This is a genomic window from Candidatus Nitrospira allomarina, from assembly GCF_032050975.1.
GTDB classification, from domain to species: domain Bacteria; phylum Nitrospirota; class Nitrospiria; order Nitrospirales; family UBA8639; genus Nitrospira_E; species Nitrospira_E allomarina.
This window is the reverse complement of the sequence record NZ_CP116967.1, coordinates 1,335,370-1,349,531: the sequence shown is the minus strand read 5'-3', so window position 1 is coordinate 1,349,531 and position 14,162 is coordinate 1,335,370. Positions and strand designations below refer to the sequence as shown.

The following is a 14,162-nucleotide window of genomic DNA, read 5'->3' as shown; positions in this document are numbered from 1 at the left end:
GACTTTTTATGGGCGGGTCATCAATACCATTTTCCATATTCAGCCTGAAACTTGGCGGAACGACGCGCCCTTCGTAAAGGAGAACTGACAGATGCCAAAAAAACTATTCCGGCCGCTTCATCATTCCCAGGGGTTTACCCTGGTGGAAATGATCGGGGTATTGGCCATCATCGCCATACTAATTGCGTTGTTACTGCCAAAGATTTTCACTCTGATTGCCTCGTCTAAAGCCAGTTCCATGGCTGCTGCTGTGAGAACGTATGAGACCGCCGTCGCAAAATATTATGGCGATATCGGAACCATCTGGCCTCTCAATGCCGCTGGAACTCCGGCGCAAGAGACCGGAGGTAACAGCGCCACCGTTACCTCTCTTGGAGCTCGTTTAACGCTCGACGCCTCCGATCCGTTAAATACCGGAACCAATCAATGGAGCCGATTCCGAGGACCCTATCTGGAAAAATTTAACACCAATACGCCTCCGGGACTGGGCACAACCATGTACATGCCGGCTCAAACGGCAGTTGCACTCGGAACAGCGACAACAGGGACGAATGTAGGATGGGATCTGAAGGGTGATGATGGCAATAGCGATCTCCCCACTGGAGCCCGAGTGGCCTATCTCAGAGTCGACGGAGTTTCCGATACGGAATTCAATGAAATTGATGGGGTCATCGATGCCGGTATCGGTGCAAGCTTAACCGAACGCCAATTACGCGGACGCGTGAAATACAACCCGAGCAATGATCGCATGTATATTTATCTTACACATCAATAAATTCACATCCTCGTTCATTGAGGGATGATTGAGAAAATCCCAACAATGGCTGTGCTCCCTCCTCCTATGCGTTCCTCACAAGCGAGCACCCATTTGCTGTCGCCTAAAATCTTCTCCTAGCAGTCCGGCCCATGCCAACCACACCCACACCTCCAACAGCCGCACGGCCTCTCCTCGGAACGTCTCTCCTCCAGGACGGCTGGATCACTCAAGAACAATTGGACTTGGCGGTCCGGGAGACGAAGAGAAAAGGTGTGATGCTCGGCCAAACCCTCATTGGTCTGGGATTCATTACCGAAAAAGTCCTGGCCCATTACTTGGCCGAGGGCACCCAAACCGGCTTAGTCGACCTCTCCACGATCTTCATCCCACCGGACATTGTCAATCTCATTCCCTACGACATCGCTACCCAGTTTCAAGTCCTCCCTCTTAGCAAACAGGGGAATGTGTTAAACCTGGCCATGGCAGATCCGTTGAATATTGTCGCGGTGGATACCATTGAAAGTCGCATCGGGCTCAACGTCCACACCCACACGGCCCCTGCCCAAGAGTTAATTGAAGCGATCGAGCGACACTATGCGCACCGGGAATCCATTAAGCAACTGCTTGATGAATTAATGGTCAAAGGGATCTCCGATCTCGGGGAAGACGGGAGCCGGGTAGCGCCGATGATCCGCTTGTGCAATCAACTCATTACCGCTGCCATTCAATCACGGGTAACAGATATCCATGTCGAGCCGGATGAGTACTATTTACGGGTCCGAATGCGCATTGACGGCATCCTCACGCAAGAAATTCTCATTCCAAAACCCCTTCAGGCGCCCATTACCGCCCGGTTTAAACTCATGGCCAATCTTGATCTCACAGAAAAACGAACTCCCCAGGACGGCCGGATTCCCTTTACATTAGGCACTCGCCGAATTGATCTTCGTGTGTCGACCCTTCCAACGAATTTCGGAGAAAGCATTGTCCTACGAATTCTGGATAAAGGGGCATTGAAATTAGAATTCCTGGCGTTGGGGTTTACACCCAACGACCAATCGCGCATTCAATCCCTGATCCACCGTCCCCATGGCATTATCCTCGTGACAGGTCCCACAGGGAGTGGAAAGACCACGACGTTATATACGGCCCTCCGTCATGTCGATGCCAAAGAAAAAAGTGTGTTTACACTGGAAGACCCGATCGAATATCAAATGCCTCTCATTCGCCAAACGCAAGTCAATCCAGACATCGGCATGACCTTTGCTGCCGGACTTCGTGCCCTACTTCGGCAGGATCCTGACGTCATTCTTGTTGGTGAAATCCGTGACCAGGAAACGGCCGATCTGGCCATGCGCGCGGCTTTAACCGGACATTTGGTTTTTTCCACACTTCACACCAACGATGCGTTAGGAGCCATTCCACGTTTAATCGACATGGGTGTGGAAGCCTTCCTCCTCGCCTCCGCTCTGACCGCCATTATCGGACAACGACTTGTTCGGTGTATTTGTCCCGAATGCAAGGTTGAACGAACGGATGCCGCCACTGTCCTTGCGGATCTTCGAATGGAATTGCCGGACAACATTCCCCCGACTCTCTGGATAGGAAAAGGATGCCACGCATGCGGCCAGACAGGCTATAAAGGCCGGGCAGGTATTTACGAAATAATCCAGATTTCAGAGGAACTACATGGGCCTATCGTGCACGGCCCGGATATGGCAGGTATTCGGGCAATTATCCGGCGGGATCGAATGCCAACGATGTTTGATGACGGACTCATGAAAGCCCTCCAGGGAATCACCACTCTCGAAGAAGTGTTGAGGGTGACCGGTGGCTAATTTTCAGTACCGCGCCATCGACGCCCATGGGAAGCCGATTGAGGGAGAAATGGCGGCGCCGGATCTTTCCCACCTGGAACGCCAGCTCCAGGACATGGGACTCTGGCTCGTGCGCACGTTGGAATCCAAACCGAAGTCACTCGCGCGAACTACTCAAAAAAGAGGGAGAGTCAAACCCCGCGATCTGATGGAATTCTCCACACACATGTTTACCCTCCTCGAGGCCGGCATTCCCCTTACCCAGGCTTTAAAAAGTTTGTCGATCGAGACACCCAACCTTCATTTGCGTACGACCTTGCAGGCAATCTTTCAACAAGTCGAGGCCGGAAACACCTTGCATGATGCCATGAAGCAACATCCCAGGATTTTTCCTCCTCAAATCACCAATCTGGTGCATGCCGGAGAAGACAGCGGCACCTTGACCGAGACCTTCAAAGAATTAGAACGATATCTGGATTGGCTCGATCAGATCCGTGGAGATGTCCGTCAGGCCACCATTTATCCGAGCATTGTCATGGTAGCGGTGATCGGATTACTGGTCTTGCTCTTTACGTTCGTCATTCCCCGATTTGTCCCTATCCTGGAAGGCCTGCATGTGCCTCTCCCGACTATCACCATTCTCATTATCACCCTCAGTGAACTTTTCGTCGGGAGCTGGTGGCTCTGGAGTTCGTTCCTCCTGCTCGGCCCAATGGTGTGGACCCTGGGGCGAAAATACCTGCCGGGATTCGCTCACTGGCGGGACCGCATGGTCTTACAACTCCCCGTTCTGGGGGAACTCATCCGGATGCTCACGATATCCAAATTTGTTCAAAATTTTGCCGTCTTGTATCGAGCCGGCATCCCTGTTCTGCAATGCCTGCAACTGTGCCAGGGACTGGTGGGCAATTCTGTGATGGAACGGGCGCTTCAGGACACACAGCGCGCCGTGTCCGAGGGTTCCACCATCAATGAATCATTAAGCCGTCATCCGGTCTTTCCGCCAATGGTGATTCAAATGATCTCGGTCGGGGAAGCCACCGGGACATTACCCCACACACTCATGAATGTGGCGAATTATTATAATCGGGAAATTCCCCGTAAAATCAAAAAAGTTTTTGGCATTCTCGAGCCTCTGATTACTCTGGGATTAATCGCGATCGTGGGAATCGTCGCGCTATCTCTCTTTATGCCCATGATGAGTTTAATGGGTGGAATCCATTGACAAGCTACCTGGGCCAGCTTGGCGTCGCCTTACCTTCCCCGTCCCGCCAACCGAATGTCTCTGACCCGGAAGCCGGAATGACCCTCATTGTTTTTATCGGCCTGTTGGCGATTCTATCTATCGGGCTCGCTGTTGTGTCGCCCTCCATGGTCAGAGTCTGGGATCCAATGAGTGAAGACCGTGAAACTCGTGATCTTCAACTCATCGCCAACGGAATCATCTCGTATCTTCGACAGAACCACGCGTTCCCCCCTTCGCTACTCATCCTTTCTCCTGACTTTGCGCCATTGCCTCAAGCCCAAATGACGCGAAACGCACGAGGGTTCCCCCGCTATTATGCGGTGCATCCCTCCATAACCGGATTTCAAAACTCGACCGGACTGACTGGCGGTGAACTCATCAATGCCCGGTTTCTTCTCATATCCCATCTCGCACAAGATGCGGCCCCGGCCATCACCACACCCGCCTCCTTTGAAACCTGGTGGAACATGAATGACAGCACGACCCCTCCGCTCATTATTCATCGTGGAACGGTCAGCCATCTTTTTTATATGGTAGACCTTATCCCCAACGGAAATGGCGGAAGTTTTTCCATTGACCACCAACCAACTCATTCCAACGGCGCGCTTCTTCCAACACATAGCCGCCTTCACCTTCTAGGCACCGAAATCGGTTTGGACGAGGACAATAGCTACAACATCCCTGATTTTGAGTTCTCTCTTACCACCAATACCGGTTATTGGTTCGATCCCTTGTGTGTCCCCACCAAACGATGGAACCCTCTGTCTCCACCCTGTTAGGCGAAAACATTCTCGAGACTTTCTCGCTCTCTGACCCGGCAAAAAATGCCTGCTTTTCCACCCCCATAACCTGACCTCCGGCTGATCGTTCCGCCCCCTTGTGGTCTTCGCAAACCCGCCCTGTGCATTTGAAAAGTTTAAGAAAATTAAGATTGGCTTTTTAAACACCGAAAGAAAGGTTGGTGGACTACCAGGCGGGATAGGCCCGATGGAGAGAAGAGTACGTACACTCACCCCCGAGACAACTACCTCGCTGAGAAATAGCAAGTCGGGATCGGACTCATGACAAGACGCAACGACTTTCCCACTCAAGCCATAGGGCTCCAGACGGCCTCGATCGCATTCGAGACAGGCTGGCGTCCCGGCACCGGCCTCCAGTTCAACCGGTGCGGAAACCGGAACACCGATCAAAGAATAGGCCGGAATTTTTTCAGATTATTTGAGGCCTCACGCTGTCTTTCTACAAATGGATTTACGCTTGTGGAAATGATTGGCGTCCTGGCAATCATCGCCATTCTCGCCAGCCTTATTGCGCCAAACGTGATCAATCAACTGGCCGCCGTGAAGCGGGATGCGGAGGATGAACAATTAGCAACAATTGCCCGAGGTATTGAACTCTACATTCGGCAGACCCGTTCATTTCCGGCAACACTCACCGCGTTGAGTCCGGATTATGTCGCGGCCGCTCTAGGACAACTCACCACGAACCCTAATGGATTTCTCCGCTATTACTTCGTACAACCCAACATCAGTGGATTCACCAACTCCACAGGTCTCTCCACGACAGCCTTGGCGGATGCACGATTTATGGTCATTACCCATCTGTCCCAAAATGTGAATCCCTCCATTACCACGGATGCCGACTTTGAAACCTGGTGGAGCACCGATGAAACTGGAATACCGGATCTGAAAATTCATCGCAGGCACGTTGGCCATTTATTTCTTCTCCTCAGCCTTTCTGCCAATGGAGCCGGAGGCAGTTACGCAGTCGATGGGAGCCCGACTGATTCCGGTGGCGGCACGCTTGTGCCGCATAGTCGCTATCACTTCTCGGGAACCACGGTTAGTTTGGACGAAGCGAATACATTTAGTGTTCCAGAAACACAATTCACCCTGACCACCGAAGCCGGATTTCAATTTGACCCCGACTGCGCGGCAGGATCCAAATGGCGAATCAACAGTAGCGGTTGCTATAGCCCCTGATACTATGATCGACACCCCGCAATCACCCCCATCATTTGCCGACGCCCAGACACCTATGCTGGAGATCCCCCTGAACCTCCAGAAGACCCTGGTGAAGAAAAAACAGACGATTTTAAGCGTCAGCCTTTCAAATGGTCGATTGAAAGCCTTATCAATTGTGAAAAATACTATTGGACGGAGTTGGGAACGTCCAGGCCGGCACGTGTCCCTCGACACGCTTCGCGAAGCATTGGAAGAAGCAATTCACCACACCCAATTTCCCGGCACGCACCTCGCAATGCTCGTTGACCATCCACGGCTTGCCTCGCGAACCATTCAAATCCCTCCGATGCTCCTCACTGACCTCCTTCCCTTTCTTGAACGAAAGGTCCAACAGGAAAAACCGTGGGAGGGACCAGCAGCTTGGCGATATCGGATTGGCCTGGAAGCGAGAGGAAAATTAAATATTCACCTTGATATATGGCCCCAAGACTATATCGATAAGATCGTGCACATCTGCCAAGAGTTGGGCTTATCTCTTCGCCAGTTGGCTCCTCTTTCTACTCTGGCTGAGAGTCAACTCAGCACGTTGCCCGTCGAACCGGGAAAAGGTTCGATCCTGATAACCATGCTCGAAAGCAAAATCATGATTGTCGCAGGAAATGATGAGGGAACCCCCATTTGGACTCGACATCTGTTCCCCGCTCAAGACTGGGTTCCACTTGGAGAGCGGGTCGGAACCGAGGCCAATCGAACGATAATGTTTATCACCCAACAAACCAATTTAAAGTTTCCCTGCATCTGGTTTTGGGACGATGAAGAACGATTAACGGCGGGTGAAATACAGCCACACGTCAACACTCCCCTCATACCATACCCCATCAAGCCGGACTGGAATTACTGGCTGTGGGTCGGTGCGATGCTTCCGGTCAATCTGCATAGCAACTTCACACCCACGCAGGTTCTCCAAGCCCCGCTACGGAAGACCCTTACCAAGGCTTTTGTCGCCATCCTTGCGGTTTTTATTCTTTTCGGAGTCGCAACAACCAGCGTCATCGAAGGTTATTTAGCCAGACATCGCACAGCGATGCGGACCATGACCGACCAGGTCAGCGCCCTCCAGCAGGATTACGCGCAATGGGAAAGTCGCCTCATGTCATTAGACACGAAACGACAATGGGCTCATTCCGTCAACGAAACCACCGCGCCGGAATTAGAAGGCCCGTTTCTCAGTTATTTGGGAACCATTATCCCCAGCCAGGTCATCTTGCGCAAAGCCTTTGTGGAGCGAACCCAGGACGGATGGAACGTGGAGCTGGACGGCAGCACTTCTACCAATCTTGCCGCCACATTGCTTGTGGTGGATCAATTCGTGCAACAGCTGGCGGATGGACCATATCATGTGTCCCTGCATGAGGATTGGCGAGATCAACTCTTGACCCAAACTGCCACCTCAAGCAATGAACGCTCACTCTATCGGTTCACCTTGAAGGGAACCATGTCATGAAGTGGCTTCCCCGTTTTGAGTGGCCCAATCCCCAACAACTCAAAAGCACGACACTCGTGGTGCTACTGATTGGCACGTTATCCATTGTGGGCTGGGTGAGTCTGGATAAACTTTTCACCATTCAGAAGCGCCAATCGTTGACTCAAGATGCGATCGGCTTGGAACAACAGGTGTCGGAACTTCGCTCTCAATACCTTCAGGCTCGTCCGGATGCGCTTGACACTCACCTCCAACTGGCTGAGCAACGCTTACTCCACAGCTTCACCCATTTGGCGCAATGGGCGCAAACGCTTCAAATCGACGGGAAACAGTGGAATCTCCTCATCCAGTATCGGATTCTGAGCACAGAACGCACCACCTCTCCAATCCAGGGAGTGACATTGGTTCCATTGGAAATTCAAGTCAACTCGCAGGGAACCCCCAATGCATATCGTTCCTATCTTCAGTTTCTCAAAGCCCTGACCCGGTCCGGACCAAGAGTCGACATTCAGAATGTGACGGTCATGGGGGATGGTCAACAAGCCACTCATTTAACCATTGGATTGTCGGTATGGATGAAAATCAACGATTCCGTCGAGCTTTAAAAAATCCGTTTGTCGCGGTTGGTCTGTGCCTTCTCGCAGGATTCGCGGTCTATACCAATATCGTGGACACGGCATCCGATGCACCGGGAATCATCTCCGTGGGATTGAATCGACTGCTTTCGGCTCCGACTCTCCCTTCTCTTTCCCCTACGGGGCGACCCCATGACGATGAGGCTGGTCAATGGATCGAATACGCCAGTCGTGATCCTTTTGCTCCTATCGTGGCGGCCTCTCAGGTTCAACAGGACCCAGCTTCGATGGGAGCGGACCAAACAGAGGAGAAGCAGGTGACGAATACGTTTACCCTTAAAGCCATTGCCCTCGAAGGTGAACAACGGAGTGCCGTGATCAACCGGACCGTGGTGTATGAAGGAGAAATGATTAACGGGTATCAGGTCCTGTCCATTCAGCCCAAAGGTGTGTGGCTCAAGCATCAGGGCAAAAACCAATGGTTAACATTTTCCAAAAAAGCCACGTCATAACTTTACTCATTACCCTATGAAAGACGACATGCCACACAACACCATAGTGATTCTTCAGACGTCCATTATTTCCAATCGACCGTTCTACGGAGCATCCATCACATGGGGGGGACGAGTTATTAAAATTTTGGCTCTTTTGGGCATGTTCAGCCTGTGGGGATGCACCATCGCCAATCCAGATGCAGATCGGTCAATCTCAGATGCCGACACCACACAGACTTCACAGAGACTTTCCCTGAGCTCAGATTTGGCGGCATCATCCGTGAGCAACCCTCGGGGGACATTTTCCCTTGAGGATCGCATGTTGCTCACCAGCGATCTCCCCAAGCCTCCGACACCGCCACCTTCCCCTTCTTTGGGGCCCTTGTATTCCTTTCGCGCACAAGATCTGCCTGTCATCGACGCGTTGGCGTTGTTTGCTCGAAGCAATCATTTAAATATTGTGGCCGGGCCAGAAATCACCGGCACCATTACCGTGGACTTTCATCATCTGCCTCTGGAACAGGCGATGTCAGCCATTTTGGAAGCCCATGGCTTTTACTGGGAACACCACCAGAACCTGATCCAGGTCAGGCAATTCAAAACGAAAACATTGAACGTTGATTACATCCGTCTCGTTCGGAGTGGGACAGGACAAAACCGCGCGCAGCTCAGCTCCGGTTCCAGCGGGGGGAGCGGAGGCGGCGCATCACAGGACACCGGACAAATCACGGTGAACCAGGAAGACGAAATAAAATTCTGGGAAGAATTGGAAATGCAAATTAAGACTCTGATGTCCGAAGAGGGACGACTCGTGGTCAATCGTCTCTCAGGAACGATTCAGATATCCGATCGGTACAAACGGGTCGATGAAATTGACGATTTCCTTAAAAGCGTTCACGAGGCCCTATACCGACAGGTAGAGATCGAGGTGCGGATTTATGAAGTCGCCCTGGATGATCAGTACAGTTTGGGCATTGATTGGAGTAGGATTAATTTTGATGGCACAAATGGCGCCATTGCCCTCGCAAACATAATTACCGCACCCTTCGGAGGTTTCATGGCGAAAGCTGCCACGACCACTATTTCCTTCGAGGATGGGAGTTTTGATGGAGTGCTTACAGCCCTGGAAGAACAGGGCGACATTCGTGTGATCTCTCAACCTCGCGTGGTCACCATGAATAACCAACCGGCCTTAATTAAAGTCGCCACCGATGAACCCTTTTTTTCCTCAACCGTTGCTCAAGGAACAGCGGGGAGTGGCAATATTGTCACTGAGCAGGTGCGATCCGTGACGGTCGGCTTGGTCCTTTCCGTTACGCCCCAAATCTCCGAAGATGGATGGATTATGCTGGATGTAACTCCTATTCTTTCCCGACTCCGTGAAATTAGAGAATCGCCAGGTGCTAAAAGGGGGGAGGGCGGAGCCACTGCTCCGGTTTTAGATGTCAAGCAATCATCCGGATTGGTCAGGTTGAAAGATGGAGAAATGGTCATTATCGGTGGGCTTATCCAAGAAGAAAGCTCAGAAACCGAGCGCAAGGTTCCGCTTTTAGGGGACATTCCCTATCTTGGTCGCTTATTTAAGGGAACCTACACAGCTAAAAAGAAAAGTGAACTGGTCATCTTTCTCTCTCCTAAGATTATACGAGCCTCATGATGACGACGTTAGATCTCAGCATGTGCTATCAGGAATTGGGGTTTTCGGAACCCCCATTTCGCCTGACACCGGACACCGATTTCTTTTTCCCCGGCAGCCACCATCTGGAAGCGCTGAACCATCTCAGATTTGGCATTGCCAGTGGTGGACTCACCATGCTGACTGGAGAAGTGGGTCTCGGCAAAACCCTGTTGTGCCGGCACCTGCTTCGCCATCCGCCGACCGGCGTCCGGTTCGCTTATCTCATGAATCCGGATCAGTCCTATTCTGATTTACTTGTATCCATTTATGAAGATTTGACCGGGACACTGCCTGAGGATCAGTCCCTTGGGGCGTTACAACGGGAACTGCCTAAGCTGTTGCTCCGTCTGGCCGTGGAAGGAGAACGGGTCGTCGTGTTGGTGGACGAAGCGCACCGGCTCAGTGGAAAAGTTCTGGAAGGACTTCGACTTCTCTCCAATCTGGATACCGAAAAGGATAAATTGATGTGCCTCCTGCTGGTTGGACAACCGGAGTTGGAACAAAAGTTGGCGACTCGGGCCTTTCGACCATTGCGGCAGCGCATAAGTGTTCGCTATCGGCTGGAGTCATTTACCTGGCAGGAGACTCGTGCGTACATTCGACATCGATTGCATATTGCCGATGCCAGACACCGATTTCACCTTGGTGTAGGAGTTCTCTGGCTCATTTATGCTTGGAGCCGTGGAGTCCCACGCCGCATCAATCAACTGTGCGACCGGGCCCTGTTAGCCGCTTATGCCCAAGGCCGACATACGGTGACTCCCATGATGATCTGGCGCGCAACCAGGGAATTTCTCCCGTAGCAATTACGGAAATCCAACAAACCATGAGTATCATCGCAGACACCCTCCAGCGACTTCAGACCCAGACAAAAAATGAAGGGACTGACACGCCCCAGCACGCACCTCTTGTTCTTCCGGCTAGAGTGAGAAGAGAACCGGGTTGGCACCGCCGGCCCTCTCCATTAAAGTTTTGGTTGATCGGGATCGGCATGGCAATCGGATTGAGCAGTCTAGGGATGGGTGCCTACTGGATCGGCTTACATCTGGACTTCGGAATGCCAACGGAAGCCTCTTCCTTACCCAGACAGCGTGTGGCTCTTTTACACTCCCCTCCACTTTCGGAGACTCCATCTGCTGATTCGCTGTCTTTTGAAGCCACGCAGATACCAACTGCTGGCCGAGTGGAGAGCCTTCCCGTACCTGCTGCCCAGGAACCCGACGAGGAATTGCCCGCACCCCAAAAGGAAGCTTCAATGGAGACATCCTCTCCATTGAAGGTCGAACTTGCCCCCCCCGCAAAATCCGTGGGAGAAACTCCCGCATCCTCCCCCCCACCTGCAACACCAGGAATAACCTTCACATCCGATAACACTCCACAGAAAACCGTGGGCATATCCCTTTCAACGCCACACACAACAGCCGCCCGAGCACCGAACCCCCCGAGCACTGATCCGATGAAAATCGCAACCAGTCCTCCAAACCCAGTCCTTGCCCAAACAGAACAACCTGATTCGGGCCTTGTCGCAGTCGCATCCGTCAATGAACCAGGCACACCCATCCCCTTAGAAACCGATTTAGAGGAAGAAAAAATCACTTTGCATGGGCTCACAACCGCCACGTCTCCTGAGAATGACGAGGTTCCTGTCCCGCTCAACACGACAGCCCTGAATCTGAAAAACGAGGGATTTCAGATGAACGGTCACAACACAGGTCCACCTCAACCATCTCCAGCCAACAGGCTCCATCGGGCCCGAGAACTTATTCAAAACGGTGAATACAAAGAGGCACAGGCCATGCTCTCACCCCTCTTCCGTGATCCCCCCGTCACCTGGGAACCATGGTTTTGGATGGGAACGGCATACTTGGGGGCAGGCCAGCTTGACCAGGCCGATCAGTATTTTTTGAGCGGCCTCGCACGTAACGACAAAGTTCCGCAATTATGGATCCAACGTGCTCTGGTGGCCCAGCAACAAGGGAGTTTCCAACTTGCGGTGCATGAACTTCGGCAAGCGGAGGCACTGCAACCGGATTTACCCCATATCCATTTGAATATGGGCTATGCCTATGAGCGAATGGGAAATAACCGGTTAGCGAATCAATATTTCGGTAAATTTTTACAATTAACCGAAGGCCAGCCGGAGTTCTTTGCTACCAGAAAAAAACTGTTTGCCCGATTGACGTCCATGACCAGGGCCCAGGACTCGACAATAGACACTCCTATAGGCCTTCGGGGAGAATGATAATAACCGCGCCGGACAGGGTCTTCATCATTGTGAGCGAGTGTCGGGACCCGATCCCCTCAAGGGTCTCCGCGTGTCCTCGCTTCGAATAGTTATCAGACGTATTCCATGTGAAATTTGGCCATTCCGTCATCACAATGCCCTCGCAACCGTCTCGGCCCCATCCTGTAAAGAGCCTCCGTGTCTGGGGATCCCGTGTGGAGAATATCCCATGCCACTAACACCAACGTTTCAACCGCTGACCTGGATGCTGACCTGTACCTTGGTCCTGCTGATGTAGGCGGGATTTACTTGTTTGGAAGCCGGCATAGTCCGAGCCAAAAACAGCATCAATGTCGAACTGGCCCAATTGGGTTACAAATCGAGATCATCGGCAAGGTCGGAGAGGGACCCGTTCCACCTGACGGGGAAACCCAACTTTAAGACGCCTTTTAACAAACCCGAACCGAACTCGAGAATGTTTTTAAAAGACAGAAATGGGGGAAAGCGTTGGTATAGAAAAATCCTCGCCTTTGTCTCTTCACCACTTTTAGCGCAAGACTCCTCTTCCAAACCATTCCTTCCTGCTCCAGGCTTCTTTCCAAATCAAAAGGCACGTTACTTCAAGTTTCATTCGTTTTGACCGACATAAACAAAAGATAAATACCATCCCCAGGCGGAAAGAATCGCTCAGGAATGGATGCAACGACTACCCAATCTTATGGTTGGCAGCCGTCCACCCGACCTCATGCTCAATGAATACGTTGATCCTTTGATGTCAGACGGACTTCAATGATTTCCCAACAGCAATGCCATAACGCCTGCATTTTGATCGTTGATGATCAAATGACCAATATCATGCTCCTGGAGAGCATTTTACAAAACGCCGGGTACAGCCGAGTCCATTCAACTCAAGATCCCACTCAGGTATTGCCACTGTTTAAGGAGCTGAATCCCGATCTGATTTGCCTTGATATCCGCATGCCCAAACTCAATGGCTTTCAGGTGATGGGACAACTCAATATTATTCACAAGCACGCATTTCTCCCGATTTTGGTGCTCACGTCAGAAGACGACCGTGAGACCCGCCTCCGCGCATTAGAATCGGGCGCCAAAGACTTCCTGCATAAACCATTCGACAAGGTGGAAGTGTTAATGCGAATCCGAAATTTATTGGAAGCCAGCCTACTTAACAAGGCGGTGTCCCAGCAAAAGGCTTCGCTGGAGGAAACCGTCCGGATCCGTACACAGGAACTCAGAGAAACCCAACTCGAAATTGTCCACCGCCTTGCCCGTGCAGCCGAACATCGCGACCATGAAACGGGGGCACATATCATCCGAATGGCTCATTTTGCCGTGGCCTTAGGCCGCGCAGCCGGCATGACAGAAGATGAGTGCGATGTGCTCTTTCACGCGACCCCCATGCATGACGTCGGGAAATTGGGGATTCCGGACCGGATCCTCTTGAAGCCCGGAAAATTAGATCACGAAGAATTTGAAATCATGAAACAACATACAGTTATCGGCGCCCAACTCCTCTCCAACAGCCACTCTCCCGTCCTACAAATGGGAGAGGCGATCGCCCTTACTCATCACGAAAAATGGAATGGCTCAGGATACCCAAATCGCCTGGCCGGAAAGGATATTCCGTTAGTCGGCCGAATTTGTGCCATCGCCGATGTCTTTGATGCGCTCTCATCCAAACGATGCTATAAAGACGCCTGGCCCCTGGATAAAACCCTCAAGGAAATGCACTCCCTGTCAGGTAAACAGTTCGATCCCCACCTGGTAGACTTGTTTAACGAACTCCTGCCTGTGATTACCGACATCCAGCAAACCCACACGGATATTGAGATTCCCAAATTCGACCTCATGGAATCCAATTACCACGCCTAAGCAACTCCCTCCCACCATTTTCGCTCCATAG

13 protein-coding genes are annotated in these 14,162 nt (G+C 51.8%); all 13 read left to right on the top strand.

Annotated features, from left to right (window positions below):
- Positions 1-91 precede the first annotated feature (91 nt).
- The 13 genes from PP769_RS05865 to PP769_RS05805 all read left to right on the top strand — a co-directional run bounded on the left by PP769_RS05865 (position 92) and on the right by PP769_RS05805 (position 14,131).
- Positions 92-775, top strand: coding sequence for a prepilin-type N-terminal cleavage/methylation domain-containing protein (locus PP769_RS05865; protein ID WP_312646005.1), 684 nt, complete (start codon positions 92-94; stop codon positions 773-775).
- Between the two features lie 131 nt (positions 776-906).
- Positions 907-2,595, top strand: a complete 1,689-nt coding sequence (locus tag PP769_RS05860; protein WP_312646004.1) for a GspE/PulE family protein — start codon at positions 907-909, stop codon at positions 2,593-2,595.
- Positions 2,588-3,799: a type II secretion system F family protein gene (locus tag PP769_RS05855; RefSeq protein WP_312646003.1), complete on the top strand. Its 1,212-nt coding sequence runs from the start codon at positions 2,588-2,590 to the stop codon at positions 3,797-3,799. Before PP769_RS05860 ends, PP769_RS05855 begins: the two co-directional genes overlap by 8 nt.
- On the top strand, positions 3,796-4,599 hold the full coding sequence (locus PP769_RS05850) for a hypothetical protein (protein ID WP_312646002.1): 804 nt from the start codon (positions 3,796-3,798) through the stop codon (positions 4,597-4,599). The genes PP769_RS05855 and PP769_RS05850 overlap by 4 nt, the downstream gene beginning before the upstream one ends.
- A 282-nt stretch (positions 4,600-4,881) precedes the next feature.
- Positions 4,882-5,802 carry a type II secretion system protein gene (locus PP769_RS05845; RefSeq protein WP_312646001.1) on the top strand — a complete coding sequence of 307 codons (921 nt, stop codon included), beginning with the start codon at positions 4,882-4,884 and terminating at the stop codon, positions 5,800-5,802.
- A 91-nt stretch (positions 5,803-5,893) separates the two neighbouring features.
- The gene (locus tag PP769_RS05840) at positions 5,894-7,288 is read left to right on the top strand and encodes a hypothetical protein (protein ID WP_312646000.1); all 1,395 of its coding nucleotides are present in this window, start codon (positions 5,894-5,896) and stop codon (positions 7,286-7,288) included.
- Positions 7,285-7,872: a hypothetical protein gene (locus PP769_RS05835; RefSeq protein WP_312645999.1), complete on the top strand. Its 588-nt coding sequence runs from the start codon at positions 7,285-7,287 to the stop codon at positions 7,870-7,872. Before PP769_RS05840 ends, PP769_RS05835 begins: the two co-directional genes overlap by 4 nt.
- Positions 7,839-8,354 (top strand): hypothetical protein, encoded by a 516-nt coding sequence (locus PP769_RS05830; RefSeq protein ID WP_312645998.1) that lies wholly within the window; start codon positions 7,839-7,841, stop codon positions 8,352-8,354. The genes PP769_RS05835 and PP769_RS05830 overlap by 34 nt, the downstream gene beginning before the upstream one ends.
- Before the next feature lie 28 nt (positions 8,355-8,382).
- Positions 8,383-9,993, top strand: coding sequence for a type II secretion system protein GspD (locus PP769_RS05825; RefSeq protein WP_312645997.1), 1,611 nt, complete (start codon positions 8,383-8,385; stop codon positions 9,991-9,993).
- The gene (locus tag PP769_RS05820) at positions 9,990-10,817 is read left to right on the top strand and encodes an ExeA family protein (protein WP_312645996.1); all 828 of its coding nucleotides are present in this window, start codon (positions 9,990-9,992) and stop codon (positions 10,815-10,817) included. Before PP769_RS05825 ends, PP769_RS05820 begins: the two co-directional genes overlap by 4 nt.
- Before the next feature lie 23 nt (positions 10,818-10,840).
- Complete coding sequence (locus PP769_RS05815) at positions 10,841-12,256, top strand: tetratricopeptide repeat protein (RefSeq protein ID WP_312645994.1); 1,416 nt, start codon at positions 10,841-10,843, stop codon at positions 12,254-12,256.
- Positions 12,257-12,436: 180 nt separating this feature from the next.
- Positions 12,437-12,679: a hypothetical protein gene (locus tag PP769_RS05810; protein WP_312645992.1), complete on the top strand. Its 243-nt coding sequence runs from the start codon at positions 12,437-12,439 to the stop codon at positions 12,677-12,679.
- 348 nt (positions 12,680-13,027) lie between these two features.
- A complete protein-coding gene (locus PP769_RS05805) occupies positions 13,028-14,131 on the top strand; it encodes an HD domain-containing phosphohydrolase (protein ID WP_312645991.1) in 1,104 nt (367 codons plus the stop codon).
- Positions 14,132-14,162 lie beyond the last annotated feature (31 nt).

Coding starts and splice junctions, on each gene's coding strand:
- PP769_RS05815 (WP_312645994.1), top strand. CDS start 10,841: ATGAGTATCATCGCAGACACCCTCCAGCGACTTCAGACCCAGACAAAA.
- PP769_RS05830 (WP_312645998.1), top strand. CDS start 7,839: ATGGATGAAAATCAACGATTCCGTCGAGCTTTAAAAAATCCGTTTGTC.
- PP769_RS05865 (WP_312646005.1), top strand. CDS start 92: ATGCCAAAAAAACTATTCCGGCCGCTTCATCATTCCCAGGGGTTTACC.
- PP769_RS05835 (WP_312645999.1), top strand. CDS start 7,285: ATGAAGTGGCTTCCCCGTTTTGAGTGGCCCAATCCCCAACAACTCAAA.
- PP769_RS05845 (WP_312646001.1), top strand. CDS start 4,882: ATGACAAGACGCAACGACTTTCCCACTCAAGCCATAGGGCTCCAGACG.
- PP769_RS05820 (WP_312645996.1), top strand. CDS start 9,990: ATGATGACGACGTTAGATCTCAGCATGTGCTATCAGGAATTGGGGTTT.
- PP769_RS05805 (WP_312645991.1), top strand. CDS start 13,028: ATGATTTCCCAACAGCAATGCCATAACGCCTGCATTTTGATCGTTGAT.
- PP769_RS05825 (WP_312645997.1), top strand. CDS start 8,383: ATGCCACACAACACCATAGTGATTCTTCAGACGTCCATTATTTCCAAT.
- PP769_RS05860 (WP_312646004.1), top strand. CDS start 907: ATGCCAACCACACCCACACCTCCAACAGCCGCACGGCCTCTCCTCGGA.